The following is a 17,476-nucleotide window of genomic DNA, read 5'->3' on the forward strand; positions in this document are numbered from 1 at the left end:
CTACTCCTCCCCTTCCTTTCGCTTCTTCAGGTAATCTTTCGGATATTGGGACATAATTCTCCCCAATCGTGGCATGATCGCGATCAATTGTTCCATTTCATCCCGATAAGCCAATCTCCATGCCTCCATCTCTTCCAGTAACTGATGCGCCAACTGCCTGGTCGACATCTCACGCAACGCTTTTCCCCAGCCATGGCCATATTCAGCCTGGCATTGATCCAAAAGCATCTCATAATCCACTTGTGTCAAGAGCAGACGGCCGTCGTTCTGCAGGGGAAAAGAGCCTGCTTCAACCGCTGCGCGAACAGTCCCGGCAAAAAAGAAAACCACATCGCTGATCGCTCTGGTATCAGGATAAAGTGTGCTTCCCAGGCTTCTCCCATGATGCACCAGCATTGCATCTTGTCCATAGATCTCCAAATCAAGTCCCACTGTCTCTTCAAAGTCTCGCATTATTACATTTCGCTGGTTGCGAAGATACGTCCAATCCCCATCCGCCATCTCTTCCTCCCGTATTCCGGGAGTTAGCAACAATTGGCGGTAAACACGATGCCTCCGCGCCAATGTTTCGTTTTCGGTGTCAACGATTTTCAAAAGATCCTCTGTCGTCTGGAATTGCATCAAGTCACGCGGATATGCTCGTAGAAAATATTTCACCAAAGGGGTAGACTCATACAAGACATCCGATTGTTCTGAAGCCGCAAACCCTTGATCGTCGCCATCCACAACAACCAGTAGCTTCCATTCACGGGCAAGCTGCAGGACGCGGACTAGCGACTTGCGATGGTTGTAATTGGTCCAATCCACCGTACCGGGGCCCGAGTAGGTGACTTTTATTTCCTCGCATATATCGGAAAGCAAGAATTGATCGTCGATGCTTTTTGCCTCCAAATACGCCATCAACAAAGAAAAAAACGTATAATCCCGGACTTCCACAAACCCAGGCAATCCCATGCACGGTTCTATTTGCCTGCTCACAAACTTTTCCAATTTGACAAATTCGTAATGTATCAGCAGACGAAACCCCAGCTTTTCATTAAAAAAGGGTCTTAGCACATGCTCGCGATCTCGAACCGCCTGATACCAAACCATGTCGCTGCGTGGAATCCAGAATCTCTCCAGCAATTCCCACGCCGCTTGCTGAGCCAACTCATCAAAACGAGGTGTATACTTCGCGTCGGTTCGCTCAACCTGGCTCATCTCTTCACCTTGCTTTCATCAAGAAAGTAAAGCACATAATCGGGCATTTCCAGAATGCCGTCTGTGCACCGCAAACGCACCCGTTCTCCTGTACCAGACTCGACCACTTTGAACCGTCTGCCGTCGTCTGTCTTTCCTTCTCTTCCTGGTGACGCCATACTTTTACCGATCCATCCAAGCAAGGTTTGCCGTACAAATGGTTCGATGACCGGAAGCTCCCGCACACTCACCCGATACCCTGCAAATATCTGATTCAATCTGGCTTGCCGCTCCGCCTTCTGTTTCAAATATTCAGCCAACATCGCTTTTTTCTCCTCTTCTTTCGAGTCGATTTTGCTTGGTCTCGTTCTCTCGCGGTATTCCTGCACGCGCGGCTTCACCACATATTCGGCTGGCTTCATGTCCCAGATGGTGGAGTAGATGTCTTCCGTAACCTTCGGTGTATCTACCCACATATGCCTCATCCGGGAAATACCGAATACTGCTGCCGATAAACAATGGGCCTCTTTCACATCTTCTAAAGAGGCAAACCATTTTGCGAGATACAGGTAGTCTGCCCTGCGGCTCCGCATGCTGGATTGCCGTTCCCCCATGCGCTGAGCATAACGGGTGATGCGGCGTATCGCTTCAGTAGTCTCCCGCTGCAAGTCTTCCAGATCACTGCCCCGACCGCTTCCGTCTCCCAGAAACCATTGCCAGATTCCTTCCCACTGATCGTAATAGCGCTTCACAAGATCCTCTTTTACCAGGGGTGTCGTTTCAAAACGAGGGATAGAGACTTCGTAATCTGCTATCCTATGGAAAATGTCATTCAATAAGGCCCGATTCACTTGTTCGAGCAAGCCTTCTATCTGGTAAGAGCTTCGCTGCAATCCCATCATGAAGCGTCTCAGGTAGTCGGTCACTTTATCTTTGTAAAGAAGAAACTGTTCCGTCATCATTACATCTTCAACTTGAACGCTATCTAGGTTCGCCATATAGTCCCGGGCGTTATTGGTCACCTTACGAAACAATTCGTACAATTCCGTCCACCAATGGTACATTTTCTCATCTGTCCAATCTTCTATCTCAAAACGCGGACGCTCTCCCGGTTTGTGAAAGGAGGTACGAGCCAGTCGTGTCAAGAATCTCAAGGTTTCTACCAGTTTATCAAACTGGGTAGACTCCAGAGAGCCACCGTATGTATCTCCCATTTCTTCCAACTCTTCGATCAAACGCTCGAACTTAATTGTGTACGGGCTCGCTTGATAGCGATACCTTTTTTTCTTGAAATCTTCTATTTTGTTCACCTTGCCCGATTGTTTTCGCTGCAAGTTTCCCCAATCGTGCAACTGTTGTAAATCCAACTGAAGCAAGTCTTCGGTGTATACGGATGCCTCGCTTGGCTCCATCCGTTCTTTTACCGCTTGCAAAATTTCTTCCGGTCTTAGCCAGTAGCGAAGTCGCTGTTGTTGCTCGTAGAAATAGCGCAAGATTGGTCGGTAGCGGTATGCGTTTTCTACTGACAGGTATTTGGCTTCGGTTATGGCTTTATAGTTGGCAAGGGAATGATTATTCGACAAAAGAGTACCTCCCCCATGAATGTCTATATGAAGTAACCTATTTGGTTGGCAAGCTTTCTTTTATTATCTCGCCGTTGGTTATGTATATCTCTTTTGGTTACATAGCTCATTCTTATCTTACCATCTTTGCTAAAAATTGTTTGATAGTTTTGCGAGGAAATGCTTGAAATAATTGAATAGGAATTTTACAATATCACAGGAACGTATGTTCTATATTATCTAAGGAGTATTTCTACCATGGCAATTGGGGATCGTTACAAAACCGGACAAAAATCCTCGGCAAATGGGTATTATGCATGGGATGGTTACACCGATGGGACTTATTCACCGAGACCTATAGATGAGGAAATAAAGATTAAACTGGAGAATGATGAAGTTTTTCCACCTATCAATTCTGCAGATATAGGTGCTTATTGGAAGATGACGTTGTATGCTAAGTGGTAACAAATGGAAACAGGAACAGCCTTCAGGTTGTCCTTGTTGTGTTAAAGTCGTGTATTTTTGGGGGTCTGTCAAGATTTTTGTGTAAACTCAGTCAACCGAGATATGAAAAGATTTCATCCCCCTAATTGAGAGTCCTGCAAAAGTCCACCTAATATCTGTAAACCGTAACCCTAGTGCCCTTAGGTACTGGGGTTTTAAGTATCGAGAATGTAGCTGTAGTGGGGAGAAGCATGTTTCCGATCTGCGCTCCGGTCTACGTCCTGCAAGGATGTGAAACTGTCCGCTCCACAGCGATCCCGGGGGAAGCGCAAAACGGCGCGCAGCTCCGGGGTTTACTCATAGATTGCGCTTCTGTTTCCCCGGGCTCGCTGTTCCGCTTGGCTGGACTCCGCCAGTCGCTCCGCCTGGAAACATGCTTCTCCTCCGAAACAGTAGGTTTTCAACAGGCTGAAACCCAATGCCCCTTCGACACTGGGTTTGTTGTACAATGAAAAGAAAACGAAAGAGTTGGAACCATTGCTACAGCCCTCTAAACAAATCACGGCATCCTTCCATGCCGAATTATATAAACTAATTCCCGCGGATCACCCTTTACGTAAAATCAATGAAATCGTAGATTTCACATTCATTCATGAGTTGGTTCGTTCCTCTTATTGTGAGCATTACGGAAGACCTGCTAACGAACCCGAACTCCTGTTTCGTCTATTGTTTTTACAAGTTCTCTACAATCTTTCGGATGAACGCATCATTCAGGAAACGCAGGTAAACCTCGCTTATAAGTGGTTTTTAGGTTTAAATCCAGAAGATCCCCTTCCTGACCCCTCTCAATTATCCCGCTTTCGTAATCATCGGTTAGGGGCCGGAGCCGTGGATGAGGTGCTTAAATCAGTTGTACGTCAGTGCATCGAAAAAGGACTTGTGAAGTCAAAGACGATCATCATGGATTCCACCCATACACTGGCAGCTTCACAAAAACAAAAGCCGCTTGAAGTACTGCGGGATGCGGCGAAGCGCTTATTCCGTGTTGTGGTGAAAAAGCATCCAAAACTCGAAAAGAAACTCCCACGGTTACCGGAGTTGAAGAAAGATCAAGAGGATGCTGAGAAGATCATGCTTCACTACTTGGCGGAACTTGGAGAGACTGTCGAGACTTTGTTACCCGATCATGAGGGTTCCATCTCGGAGAAGGTCAAGATCGCCAAGGCCATCGTGGAAGACGAACGTCTCCTCGCCAATAAAGGTATTATGTCGGCCATTGATCCAGATGCACGCTTTGGATGGAAGAGTAATACGAAATCCTTTTTTGGCTACAAAGAGCATATTGCCATGACCGAAGAAGAAATCATTACGGCTGTGGAGGTCACCGGAGGAAGTACGGATGACGGAAAACAATTCAAACAACTTTTGAACCAATCGCTTGACGTAGGAATAGAAGTACAAGAAGTGATTGCTGACACCGCATATTCGGGTAAAGATAACTTGGACGAGATGAAAGCCAAGAAGATTCAACCCGTCGTCCCACTAAACCCAATCGTACATAACGGAGGGCTAAGGCAAGAAGGTTTTGAGTACAACAAGGATGCAGACTTTGTTATTTGTCCGGCAGGACAACATAGTATCCGAAAGGCTGTCCAAGGAAGCAAGAGTGGCAAAAGTCGTTCTCTCGTTTTCTACTTCGATACGGAGAAATGTAAGACATGCCCACTTAGGGAAGGCTGTTTCAAACCAGGAGCGAAGAGCAAGACCTACTCCATCCGGATCGTGGCGGAAACCTACAAGGCGCAAATCGAGTTTGAAAACAGCGATACGTTCAAAGAACGTATTCGTCGCAGATCGATTATTGAGCACAAAAATGCTGAATTAAAAAGGTATCATGGGATGACCAAGGCCAAGTACCGTGGTCTCTTTCGTATGCGAATACAGGCAATACTTACGACTTTCGTCGTAAATGTAAAACGGATGATAAAATTGGCAGAAAAAATGCAGCCCGCCTCTTAAAGGAGAATGGGCTGCATTTTTCGTTAAAGTCCTTTTTTGTAAAAAATAGTGTGGGTTACCCGATCCGCAAACCTCAAAAGAGGTATTTTGCAGGCCTCTCTAATTGGGGCGTCTTTTTCGAAACCAATAGAGTCAAGGGCGTAAGGCGAAGTGAACCCTTGACGTTTTGGTGGGGAGAAAGATCACCCCTTCGGGGATGAAGCCTTTTATTTGTTAACTGGAGGATATCTAAAGAAGGTGGCAATCTCGTCCCAGTTATCCCCACCAGAAACGAACCATCAAGGGATATTTATGTTTTTGGCAAGTAAGAAATGTAGCAAATGGCAATTAAAAATGTACCACTTGCCAACCCCTAAATTATTTACCGTGTAATAGCGATTCTTTGTATCGATGGCTTTCGCCATTGAAGACGATCAAATGAGAGTGATGAATCAAGCGATCAATAACTGCCTCTGTTAAAATTGGATCACCAAATATATGATTCCATTGGCCAAACTGTAGATTGGTCGTGATAATAATACTTTTTCTTTCGTAGCACATGGAGATAATCTGAAATAGCAGTTCTGCACCTTGTTTATGCAGAGGAATATACCCCAGTTCGTCGAGTATTAACAGATCTAGCTTCTCAATATGGTTAAAGAATCGGCTCAACGAGCCAGTCTCGTGAGCGTCTAGCAGCCGATTGACTAATCCAGCGACAGTAAAGAACTTTATCTTTTTCCCTTGCTGCTGAATGGCATTTAAGCCAATCAGAGTGGATAAGTACGTTTTCCCCGTTCCCACACCGCCATAAAAGATCAGATTTTCTTTCTCCTCTATAAATCCACCATGAAGGATATGATCCTGCGTGAGACCTTGTCCCATCTGAATATGACCCCATTCAAATGGCTTTCCTGTTATTCTTGGCAAGGAAGATTGTTTAAAGAGCAGATTGATTTTCCGTACTTCTCGTTGTTGTATCTCGTTTTCTAGTATTTTGAGTAAGTACTCTTCATTTGTAGTAGCTTCAACCTCATGGAAATGTTGCCGAACCCAACTCAACTTGAGACGCTTTGAATATTCTTTTATCAATGCATCCACTAGTGATGACCTCCCGTTCCCTTAAAAAATTCATTGTAATGGGCTAATCCTCTAGTGGCTGTTGGAACGGCAGGAACAAAACCTTTCGGTTGGATGGTATCCCTTTGTCCACGGCCATTCATGAGTTGATAATAGATCTGCTTAATAGAATCAACGGCTGGGTGACCATTCTCAGAGGCAAGCTGCAAAGCTTGCGTGGGTATTTTCATATCATCGTTTTTTAAAATGACGGATAGTAGCTGGAGAGCTTCTTGCTTCTCTGGGACCGTGCAATTCGAGAGATAGACTTGCCATTCGATTGGCAATTGTTCATAAAAACTTGTGTATTTAATAGCAGTTGGCCGTTTTGCCATCAATATCAAATATGGCTGCCAAATCACTGATTTTGGCTCTTTGCCATACAGCCTGGGATGCTGTACGATCAGCTCATATTCTTCAGTTAAAATATCGACTCGGTCAAATGAGATCTTTGCCAAAACCATACATTTGGCAAAACGGGGAGACGTTGAGTAGAGTTTATTTTCGACTCGGATATATCCGTATTTATCCGCTTTTACTCGTTCATATCGGATACAATCAAACTCTTTGGCAGGTAATTGAAGAAGGTGTTCCTTGTCTGCCAAATATAGTTCGGAAAGCATGGTTTCTTTCACATAATGAGGTCTCTCCCGATCTTTCTCGGCTTTTTTCCAAAGGGTTTCGTTTAGCTGATCAAGATTGTGTATCTGCAACTCAGGAAGCAGGAAGTTGTTGCGAACGTACTTGACCATCGCCTCTACGTGCCCTTTTTCATTGCCACTACCGGGATTGCAAAACTCGTATTCAAAGTCATAATGAAAAACGAAGTTTTGAAATTCCTCCGTCAGTTCACGCTGACCATTTGGCATGATCTTTTTCACCGCTGGTGATAAATTATCAAATCGAATGACCTTTGGAACTCCACCTATATAGTGAAAGATACGCTTTAATCCCTCCAGAAAGCATTCTCGATTCTGAGACTGGAAAACTTGAAAGTAGAACGTGTTGCTATAAGGAAACGAGAGAACGAGGAATGGCAAGGTAACACTTTCTCCCTGATATTTGAATGGTGCTTCTCCAAAATCAACTTGAGCTGATCCAGGTCTCGTTTCCAATGGCAATGCCGCAGCATCACTTGTCTCCGCTAACTGGTGCTTACGTTGGGAAACATATTGTCTGACAGAGCGAGATGATCCTGTAAATTGGTATTCCTCCACTAATTGCGTGAACAAGCGTTGTGCTGTTCTTCGGAACTTCTTTTTCTTGTTCAAGTCCTCTTTGATCCATTGATCAAGAATAGGTTTAACGGGCTCCATGACTCTAGCTTTTCGAATTTGCTTGGGCTTTTCTTGTAGATTGAAATCATCCATTTCTGCATACTTCTGAACCGTCCTTGAATCACGATTCATTTGTTTGGCAATCTTGCTATAAGCTCGCCCTTTTTTGTTTGCCTCATGCCTGATATAATTAATTTCTGCCACTGCTAACATCTCCTAACTTTATACCTCCCGTCGTCTGTAATGCCCAACAGGAGTGTATTTTGATAAGGGGATGTTGGCAAGTGGTTTTTTAATTTATGCAGCCCCTACGGGTCTGCATAAATTAACTGCCATAACCTACATTTTTAGTCTGCCATAAACACATTTACTGCCCCAGATTTGTTCAAACTGCTCGAGTTCTTCCAACGCGGCTTGCTACGTTGGAGCTTTATAGATGAGTTTTAGCTCGGACGTGACCTTTTTGAGATCCTTATTGGAAACATACTTGATGGAGCTTCGGATTTGATGGATGGGATTACATATTTCTGAATCTCCGTTGTCGGATAACATTCTAAAATGGCTTCTGTAAAGCTGCGAAGGTTATCGACCCTTGTAATGAGAATATCCTGGACCCCACGATTTTTCAGTTCATTGGGAACATTCATCCAGAATTTTGCCCATTCATTCTCCCCAATCCAGATCCCAAGTACACCTTTATGACCGTCAAGGTCAATACCCATTACCATAAGGGCTGCTTTGTTGACGATAGCTCCGTCCTGCTTTACCTTAAAGTGAATGGCGTCGAGGAAAACAACAGCATAAACCGCTTGCAAGGGGCGATTTTGCCACTCTTTGATCAACGGTACAATCTTATTAGTTACATTCAACATGAGCGTTGGTGAGACTTCGATGCCATAGAGCTGCTGCAGATGGTCTTGGATAGCGCGAGTGGATACGCCTTTGGTATAGAAGGCAAGAATTTGATCTTCGATCCCTGTAACATTGGATTGATGTTTCTTTACAATGTTCGGTTCAAAAATGTCAACATCCCCGTTCTCAGAACGGACGGTTTTCTTGCCATACCCTTTGCGGCTGTTGGTTGTCGGCTTGTTTTTCATGTCATGCTTGGCGTATCTAAGAGAGGACTCTATTTCAGCTTCCAGCATTTCTTAGATTGTGTCTCCGAATAGATCCTTTAACGCTGACTGTACATCGTCCACTGACTTCATGTTTTTCTCTTTGATCCACTGCTTGATCTGCTCTTTGACATAATAAAAATCTCCCAACCTTTCTATTTCCTAAATGTAGTTTAGAGGTTGAGAGTTTACACAAAATATTTTACAGACTCCAAAAAAAGAACACTATTATAACTATTCTCCTTTAATTTTTTCCTGCAGGAACAACACGCGGTTTTTTGGAGGGGTTTGTCGCTAATTAACAACCCCCACAGACATCTCGGTCGTTGGAGTTAGTTTCTTGAGTACATCTTCTTTAAAAAAGTCATTAAGACTTTCAAAAACAGGAGGCGGCTGAATTACTTCTTTGGATAATGAAGTATTAAACTCCTCTACATATAGATAAGATATCTCTGATTTCTTAGATTCAATAAATGAAACTAAATTATTCTTCCCTTCACTAGCTTTATGTGACTTACAAAATAAAAACTTTGTTTCTCCTCGAAGATTGGTAAAAAAAGATGTTTCTATAAATTCGTATTCATCAAATAATATGTCCTGATACTCTCCCCTGTACTTATCTATAATGAGTTCAATTACTTTCTTGTATATCTTCGGGATTAGGACATCTTCAATTCTTGTAACCGTATAAACCATACTTGGATTATAACTGTCAAAGCTAACCAAATCTACTTTATTACTCTCATGATTTATTTGTATACGTTTCAACTGTATTTTTCCAGAAGGATCTTTGCCAAAGTCTGTGCTGTCCGTAAGATTCGGATCAGTATCAGTCAAACAAAGAACTCTCTTAACACTATTCGCTCTCTTGTCAATTTTAAGGGGCATAACTAATAAATTGTAAAGGTTCCTTACATTGTTAACTCCCCCGACCGGTAAAACCCTAACTTTCTCCACGTTTAGAAATGTTTCTAAATATCTCTTATCTGTTCCTCCTTCACACAAAATTAAATGTTTTGAAGATTCTTTTCTAATATATGCTGAGAGACTTATCGCCAAATCATAGACACTTTTTAATTTTATCTCATCGGGGAAATACTCTTGATTATCAAGATAATTATAAAAGTCGAAAATTGAAAACTTCCCCTCATAATTTGACTCTTCAGTATCAGCTAAATGCAATAAAGTTCCATTCTCTATTACTGGTAACACACCGTACCAGTGAGTTGTTACCAAAACTTGATTTCCAAGTACATTCGAAAGCTTTTCTAGCCTTTCAAATTGTTCAAAGCAGTGAGTAAGGTCTTGTGAAACCTCAGGTTCATCAATAGCTAATATTACATTCCTACCCTTTGACTCTTCTTCTTTTCCTCTATTACTTAAAAATGCATATATTACATCAATAAGTGCTCTCCGCTGTTCTCCCGAACTCAATTCTTCAATTTCTTTTTGAGAACTTTTTAGTGTTCTCTTAGAGAAGTATCCTTCTAATATATTATCAACAATATCAGAAGGAGTTATATTTTGTTTTCTATTTCTTACTGCTTTAAATTCATACTCAGGGTTTACCGACTTTATGACACTATTAATATCATTAATAAACACCGACAATTGACTATTTATATGATCAATTAATGATTGATTTTTATCGTCTACATTCATCTTTTCCCTTAGAAGCTGTTCGATTTTTAGAATAACATTTTGATTCATTATTTTTTGCATTTGTATATTCTCAATTCGAAGGGTTGAATTTGCCTGCTGTTCTACGGGAATATAAATATAGTTATAGTACCCCTCTATGAGATTGTTAACCTGGTCTAACGAAACTGAACCTAAATCCTTAGCTATATTTGAGAACGGCTTGCTTGTGCTTTTAGAATCAACGTCCCGACCTACTACTAACAAATAGTGGGATTCAGAATAGCTTGCTTTAAGTTTTTCAATTTGACTAAAAAACTCAACTATATTTGCCCTCCGTGTAGCGCCTTTAAACGAATCATTTGCTTCTTTCCAAAGATAATTACTCACACGTTCTAAAGCAGCCTTAATTTCCTCAGCTTTTGATTTAAAATCGGAATTCTCTAACCACTGCTCTAAGGATTTTTTTTCCATGAGGAATACAGGGGATATAAATAAATCCTCTCTGTTTTTACTTTCTCTATTAATATTCCATATTCCCTGTTTAAAATAGTAGTTTAAAGCCTCCAATATTGCGCTCTTACCTGTTCCATTTTTCCCAACAATAGTTGTAAATTTATAATTTTCATTTATGCACAGGTGAATATATGCTGTTTGAGCATAAGATTTGAATCCATTAATAAATACGCCCAATATCATTCTTTGACCATTCCCTTAGTTATAATTCACTCTATATTAACATAATTCTAAATCACTTGTATTTCTGGGATATTTTTCGCCCTCACTTATGATACGGTTCACCGTATCACTTGATATGGTAAACTAAAAATGGAGGGGCGATTTTGCCTCTCCTCATAAAAAATCAGTATTGAGATGGTGGATAAAAAATCCAGTTCTGTGCCTCTCGTTTCCAAGTATTATTTTTAAACACTAAATCGTAGGGATTAGCAATGATGTAAGGTTGGAAATCAGGTTGATTCATTTTTTCCCTATCTACTAAATATAGATAATAACTTGATCCTTTATTTTTCGATACATCAATTTCGTTTTTTGTCCAATAAAAGCTCATATTCTTTGAATATGATTTGACCTCAATGAATCTATCAAGAGTCTCTGAATTTACTGAATCAAATGATATAATATCATAGCCTGCATTAACATCTATTTCTGAAATCCGTGATATTTTATCTATCTGTAAGTGCCCATAAAGACGTTTTTTTTCATAGTCTAATACAAATTCTTCTGCCTCCTTCCCATATTTTTCTTTAAGCACAAACATTTCTTTTAACTTTTCTAAACTAATCTTCTCTCTAACAGGTTTAAGAATTGAAATTAAAAAATCATTATAACTTTCATCGATTATCAATATATTTTTAACCTGAAGGCTATATTTAAAGAAACCCAAATTAATTAACAGATTTCTAATTCCAGAATATTTAAAAGGTATATAATTATTTTTTATAATATAAGCTTCATGAATATGATCAAAATTAATTGATTCTAAATCTAAAAAATCCGAATAAACCTCCTCTGATATAATTTTTGTAAGTAATGCTATTGATATTCTTTTCGAGATAGTATTATCTATTATTGAGTCTATTAGCTCCTGACCGAACTTAGTTAAAAACAGTCCATTGTCGTTATGTGAAACTGCTGAAATGAACTCCAACAAAGCCACTATTCCCTTTATAGGTATATTATAAAAAGAAGTGTTACTCAAACAAAATTTTTCAATATCTGTTAATGATCTGGGTTCATGAGATACCACCTGAGTGATCACAAATATTACTTCCTCAAGATTTCCTAAGTTACTGTACTTTCTTAACTCTGTTGACATAATCGTTTATCAACGCCTTTATATCATCGTATCCAAAGTCATCCTCATCAACTAAAGAGAATAAAGGAATAGGTTCATTTTCAATAATTTGATTCATTCTATTCTCTTTAAACTCAAGTCTTTCGTGTATAGTTAGGTCTATGGAATTATTCGATAATATAAAATAATAATTAATTTTATCGTTCGGTTTTAAACCAAAACGATGTATTCTATCTTTAGATTGTATAAATTGTGCAGCGTTAAAAGTACGTTCTAAATATATAGCATTATGACATGCCTTATGTAGAGAAATTGATTCCGATACAGCAAATGGATTTGCAATGATAACCTTAAACTTTGAATCATGGCTATGAAACTCTCGAATTATACTTTCGCGAGTTTCAATCATTGTAAATTTATCATCGGATTCTACAGGGACTTCTCCATAAAGCAAACGAGATTCTATCCCATGATCTTCTAAATATTTCTGTAACTCTATCATATTTTCAATAAATACTGCCCATATTATTACTTTTTGATTATTATCAATGATTGTTTTGACTAACTTCTGAACAGCTTTAAATTTTTCAGGGACCTCGGCTTCTTTATATTTAATAATTTTATTAATAATCTCCGAATCGTCTATATATGTACCTTCGATTAACCCGTGTTCTTTAAAATACTCATCGATTGGTTTCATTAATAGATTTGGATTTGTGGCTGCCTGCATTAATCTAACTAATCGTGCTTTTATTAACGTTCCTCTAATATCACTCAGATCGCTCTTGTCGATAAAATAATCCATATAATTCTTTTCAATAAAATCATATATTTCTTTTTGATGTACACCCATATTTACAATAATAGGTGGATTATTTATAGCTTCTGGAAGACCTAAATCACTTTTTCGAATTCTTATATAAAATGGTGAAATATCTTCTATTAACTCATTAACTCTTTTATCATGAAGGTTTTCTGACATTTCCTTCAATTGATATTTATGAAATCTAATAATTTGTTTTGATGGCCACAAAAATTGAAACAAGTTTGTTAAATCTTCATAACCATTAGGTGCTGGAGTACCAGTCAATACAACACGAGATCTGCAATACTTTGCAATACTGAGTACTGATTCAGCAATTATCCCACCTTCTGTGTTTTTTATTTTATGTGCTTCATCAAGAACTACCATCACTTTATTTTTTTTGATAAAATAAATTAGTCCGTCTAACACACTACTCACAGCTTGGTATGACATTAAGGTTAATTCAGCAGGTTCAAATGAATAAAAGTATTTCAATTTTTCTTGTTTTGACATCCCCCCAGAGAGCCTCTTAGCTTTTACTTTTACTCCAAAACATTCCTCATACTCATTTTCCCAAGGACCAAATGAACTTAATGGCCCTATAATTAAAATTCTATTTACATGTTTTGGGTTGTCTTCGCTAAGATTTTTTAGATAAGTATATGCACCATATACAATACTGGTTTTACCAGCTCCCGGAACCGAAAAATTACATGCGTTTTGAGAAAATGCCAAATGGTATGCCGATAACAACTGAAGGCTATACAGTGTTCTTTTTTTCATATTCTGGGCTAGACTTTTAGTAAACTCAGCGAAATCATCAACACTGCAATTATTATTACGAATTTCTTTAGCTTGCTTCGAAAACATTTCAAAGTTTTTTTCTTCTTGAAAATAATCATCTAATGTTTTTTTTACAAGTTCAGATTTTATTTCTTCAAATCCATACTTAGAAAGCATTTCACGTATATTTGTTAAGGTCTTTTCTTTATCTTCTTCTTCATATGGGATAACGACCTCATCATCTAATATCCTTGCTTTTAAGTAATCTTTCATGTAAATCTTTGCACGACGAAAAGATAGTAGGTCACTTATCGAACCAGTTAATATAAACTCTTTCTTATCTTGGTTAATACCAACCTCAATTTGCATATTGGTAACACCTATTTCTTCTCAATTAATTTTTTGAAATCCCAAATAATTGAACTGATTTCTTTTATAAGGCTCATATTACCCTTGTCCAATGCATCAGGATTAATTGCTTCGAGTGCATTTTTAGCTTTTCTCAGTAACTCTTGTGGTTGATTAGCATCCTTTTTATCTTCTAATTTTCTAACAGATATATTTAAATTTCCTTGAAGCATTCCTTTAACTTTACTTGTCCAATAGTCATCTCGATTCTCAAGTAAAATCGATAAATCAGCATCCGGGTGATCTTTATATAATTGATCAATAGGTTCTTCTTTAATAGATTCTATATTCTTAATATGTTCATTTAAGAATGCTTTCCATATAGCTTCGTCACAAAAAATCCCATCTTTTTTGCTTGGTTTTGCAATTGTTCTAAACTCTTTACCTTCATATTGTGCTCTAATATAATCAAAACAAACTGCCTTTAAATCAGAGATATCAGAGTCTTTATATCCCCACTCAACTTTTGAAGTCCCCTTTTCATAAGCTTTTAGATAATCATTTAAATCCACAAACTGACCTTCTCTTTTTTCTAACCTTGTATATATTCCATCATATTCCAAGTATTCTAGATAACTGTCCATTAGCTTCATAATCTCAAGCCACTCTTTGATAGTACTTTCTTTTTCGTTCATCATATCTGCTATATCAGATTCACTATAGCCAACCTCACATAAATCTTTACATTTCAGGTACTTTTCAATAGGATTATAATCAAGTTTTTCATCCGCCCCCATTTGATATGTAGTCTCTAGCCTCATAATTTCTTTCGGCTCCGGGGTATCAGGCAATATTACTGCAATAAAATACTGACAATGATCTAAGTTATGATTTGGCCATTTTTTTCTGTCACGATAAATCCTATTTAATAAGCAAGCACGTCTATTTCCATCAATTATTACTCCATCATTAGTTACTATTCCATATTGTTGCTGCCCATTCTCAACCAAGTTTTTTAATGTTATATCATTTCTACCGGGCTTCGAAGCATACAAGTAATCTTCAATACGCTTTATATCTTCAGGATCTTCTGGATTAAGTGGTCTATGTTGCTTTTCAAACGATTTTACTACACTTCCAATTCTACCGTTATATTTGTTATAAATTAAAAATTCTAATGGAATTTGATAAGCATTAAACTCACGAATTTCACCTTTATATCTGATTCTGATACCGGTCATATATGGAGTTTGTTTGTCAACAATTTCTTTAAGCTTTTTAATTCTCAAATCTTTATTCATCATTTTTTCCTCTCATCTTATCAATTATTTGGGAGAGTACAACGTAACCTATTGCAATCTGAGTAGGAAGTACTAGAGGTTCTTCATCAATATCTATTGTCCCTGGTAGGTTGTTTTCACTTATATTTACTATAAAATTTTTTACTGATTCCAAAAGTTCATCTGGCCCCAATAAACCTTGTCTCTCTTCAGTTGTTAAACAATAATGTTTCTGGAATATATTGAAAGAGACTAATCTACATTCTATGGAATTGATAAACGAGTCAATTTTATTTCCTATCTCCGCGTCAAATATGCCACTGTGAATGGAAGGAGTAAATATCCTCGCTCTAGGCCCCTGGCTTTTATGAATCTCAACATTCCACCTATATTTTTCATTCTCAAAATCGGATTTGTAATTAGTAAGTTCCACCCTAAAGGCTTTAATTATCAAGTATGGGATGTGATATTTATAACGAGCAGTGTTTCTTTTTCGTTTTTCTTTGTTAACAGGAAATAATGTGCCATTCAGATTAAGGAAATTAATATTAGGTGAATGTTGAATCGGCCTGTATTGTGAAGGTACAACTCTACCTAAACTTTCGGCCATAGCTTTAGCAAATGCATATGCCATTTTAGGAGGAACCGCATTACCTACTAATTTTGACTTTACTCCCCTAGATTCACCATAAAAACGATAATCAATAGGAAAACTCATTACAGATGCTAACTCACGAACTGTCGGCATTCTATATCTATCATTTTTGTAGCTGTAAATGATTGATTCTCTGGAAGCCACAGATGAATTGGCCATTACAGTTCTTGCTGGTTTATTTACATCTTCTGGGAAAGACATTTTGCCCATGTACCCTTTATCTTCTTTTAACTGTTTCGCTTTTTTCCACTCATATTCAGCAAGCTCCTTAATATAATGATGATCAGTGACATCCTTTGAAACCATTTGAAAATTATAACATGGGTCATAAATAACCATATCTAGTTCTTCTCCGGGATCTCTCAGAGAATTTAAGATAACCCGCAGCGGAATAACATCCTTGTCATCAATAATAGTAAATTGAGGACTAGGAAACTCTCCACATAAAAATCTTTTTCTATTTTGAGCTACTCCAAAATTTTTGGAATTATAGATGCCTGAGTTCTCATAAATAACTTGTAAAATAAAGTCATCGTTCAATCCCAAATCTTTCGCTGAGTAAAATGGTTTTATATACTTTTGAATATTAGGTACATTCTCAAGAACCCAATACTTCAAAATTGAGCCCGATTTAAACTTTTTTCGGGCTACTATCCTTAGATAGGATTCAAGCAACCTAATTCCTAGTGACTTATCAGCTTTACCTGATTTGTTTGAGTTTGAGAATGCCACGCAAGGAGGCGATCCGATTATTATTTCTGTGTCTGGGACTAATTGATGAAATTCATTATCAGGCAGTAAAGAAATTCTTTCAACATCATCTAATATAGTATTGGATTCTGGATGATTTCCTTTGTGGGTATTTACAGCAGGCAACCATTTATCAACAGCAAAAATAGTTTTAAAACCCGCCTGTCTAAATCCTTCAGAAAAACCTCCAGCACCGCAAAAGAAATCTGCTACTCTCATATTCATTACCTTTCTATGCGAACATTTGTTCCTATTTTATCAAATTGATGTATCTGTTGTCATTTGAATAATATCATGTTATTATTCGACAATAAGTATTATTTCCCTGCAAACTCTGCCTCCTAATGAGAACAAAATGGTTCCGGCTTTAAGTCGTTGCCGACATTCATTGTGTGCATTTAACAGCGATTTTGTACCCTTCCTTACCTTGCAGGATTAAATAGACTTTATGATCGCCGGTGACGCCAACTTGTTATGTTTTGTATTGGAGGAGACAATTGATCTTGTTGTTGTCTATGCTCTCCGTTTGGTTGATGGCGAATAGGGGCTTTAAACCTAAAACTCCGCGAGGGAAATTTGCCAATTATCTTCCTTCAGAATATTGCCGTGATGAACCTCCTAAACGACAGATACCTCTTTAATTCTATCACAAGGCACTGGGTCTTACTTCCTAAACTTGGATCAATATGTTGACCACAATTGAT

11 protein-coding genes and 1 pseudogene are annotated in these 17,476 nt (G+C 38.4%); 2 read left to right on the forward strand and 10 right to left on the reverse strand.

Annotation, left to right across the window (positions count from 1 at the left end):
- Together NSQ24_RS25730 and NSQ24_RS25735 are read right to left on the reverse strand one after the other, a co-directional pair.
- Nucleotides 1–1,200, reverse strand: a complete 1,200-nt coding sequence (locus tag NSQ24_RS25730) for a TIGR02678 family protein (RefSeq protein ID WP_024985534.1) — start codon at nt 1,198–1,200, stop codon at nt 1–3.
- Entirely contained in the window at nt 1,197–2,762 is a 1,566-nt protein-coding gene (locus NSQ24_RS25735) for a TIGR02677 family protein (protein ID WP_024985535.1), read from the reverse strand. Before NSQ24_RS25735 ends, NSQ24_RS25730 begins: the two co-directional genes overlap by 4 nt.
- A 237-nt stretch (nt 2,763–2,999) precedes the next feature.
- On the opposite strand from NSQ24_RS25735, the gene NSQ24_RS25740 reads away from it, so the two are divergent.
- Nucleotides 3,000–3,206, forward strand: a complete 207-nt coding sequence (locus NSQ24_RS25740; protein ID WP_171506850.1) for a YjzC family protein — start codon at nt 3,000–3,002, stop codon at nt 3,204–3,206.
- Between the two features lie 537 nt (nt 3,207–3,743).
- The gene (locus tag NSQ24_RS25745) at nt 3,744–5,204 is read left to right on the forward strand and encodes an IS1182 family transposase (protein ID WP_327927883.1); all 1,461 of its coding nucleotides are present in this window, start codon (nt 3,744–3,746) and stop codon (nt 5,202–5,204) included.
- A 357-nt stretch (nt 5,205–5,561) separates the two neighbouring features.
- Here the strand turns inward: NSQ24_RS25745 and istB are convergent, their stop codons facing one another.
- The 8 genes and pseudogenes from istB to NSQ24_RS25785 form a co-directional block, all read right to left on the reverse strand.
- On the reverse strand, nt 5,562–6,284 hold the full coding sequence (gene istB, locus NSQ24_RS25750) for an IS21-like element helper ATPase IstB (protein ID WP_122915621.1): 723 nt from the start codon (nt 6,282–6,284) through the stop codon (nt 5,562–5,564).
- Complete coding sequence (gene istA, locus NSQ24_RS25755) at nt 6,284–7,792, reverse strand: IS21 family transposase (protein WP_024985313.1); 1,509 nt, start codon at nt 7,790–7,792, stop codon at nt 6,284–6,286. Before istA ends, istB begins: the two co-directional genes overlap by 1 nt.
- 207 nt (nt 7,793–7,999) lie before the next feature.
- A pseudogene (locus tag NSQ24_RS25760) lies at nt 8,000–8,790 on the reverse strand (IS256 family transposase); the annotation flags it as partial.
- A 201-nt stretch (nt 8,791–8,991) separates the two neighbouring features.
- On the reverse strand, nt 8,992–11,034 hold the full coding sequence (locus tag NSQ24_RS25765) for an AAA family ATPase (RefSeq protein ID WP_171506851.1): 2,043 nt from the start codon (nt 11,032–11,034) through the stop codon (nt 8,992–8,994).
- A gap of 163 nt (nt 11,035–11,197) precedes the next feature.
- On the reverse strand, nt 11,198–12,115 hold the full coding sequence (locus NSQ24_RS25770) for a DUF3883 domain-containing protein (RefSeq protein WP_339166914.1): 918 nt from the start codon (nt 12,113–12,115) through the stop codon (nt 11,198–11,200).
- A 28-nt stretch (nt 12,116–12,143) separates the two neighbouring features.
- Nucleotides 12,144–14,108 carry a DEAD/DEAH box helicase gene (locus NSQ24_RS25775; protein WP_339166916.1) on the reverse strand — a complete coding sequence of 655 codons (1,965 nt, stop codon included), beginning with the start codon at nt 14,106–14,108 and terminating at the stop codon, nt 12,144–12,146.
- A gap of 11 nt (nt 14,109–14,119) precedes the next feature.
- Nucleotides 14,120–15,388, reverse strand: coding sequence for a hypothetical protein (locus NSQ24_RS25780; RefSeq protein ID WP_339166918.1), 1,269 nt, complete (start codon nt 15,386–15,388; stop codon nt 14,120–14,122).
- Nucleotides 15,381–16,991, reverse strand: a complete 1,611-nt coding sequence (locus NSQ24_RS25785; protein WP_339166919.1) for a DNA cytosine methyltransferase — start codon at nt 16,989–16,991, stop codon at nt 15,381–15,383. The genes NSQ24_RS25780 and NSQ24_RS25785 overlap by 8 nt, the downstream gene beginning before the upstream one ends.
- Nucleotides 16,992–17,476 lie beyond the last annotated feature (485 nt).

Source organism: Brevibacillus sp. FSL L8-0520 (assembly GCF_037963895.1).
GTDB classification, from domain to species: Bacteria; Bacillota; Bacilli; order Brevibacillales; family Brevibacillaceae; genus Brevibacillus; species Brevibacillus borstelensis.

What these genes read in the sequence shown, in the direction of transcription:
- NSQ24_RS25740 (WP_171506850.1), top strand. Translation starts at nt 3,000, where the DNA reads ATGGCAATTGGGGATCGTTACAAAACCGGACAAAAATCCTCGGCAAAT.
- NSQ24_RS25785 (WP_339166919.1), bottom strand. Translation starts at nt 16,991, where the DNA reads ATGAGAGTAGCAGATTTCTTTTGCGGTGCTGGAGGTTTTTCTGAAGGA.
- NSQ24_RS25775 (WP_339166916.1), bottom strand. Translation starts at nt 14,108, where the DNA reads ATGCAAATTGAGGTTGGTATTAACCAAGATAAGAAAGAGTTTATATTA.
- NSQ24_RS25765 (WP_171506851.1), bottom strand. Translation starts at nt 11,034, where the DNA reads ATGATATTGGGCGTATTTATTAATGGATTCAAATCTTATGCTCAAACA.
- istA (WP_024985313.1), bottom strand. Translation starts at nt 7,792, where the DNA reads ATGTTAGCAGTGGCAGAAATTAATTATATCAGGCATGAGGCAAACAAA.
- NSQ24_RS25730 (WP_024985534.1), bottom strand. Translation starts at nt 1,200, where the DNA reads ATGAGCCAGGTTGAGCGAACCGACGCGAAGTATACACCTCGTTTTGAT.
- NSQ24_RS25780 (WP_339166918.1), bottom strand. Translation starts at nt 15,388, where the DNA reads ATGAATAAAGATTTGAGAATTAAAAAGCTTAAAGAAATTGTTGACAAA.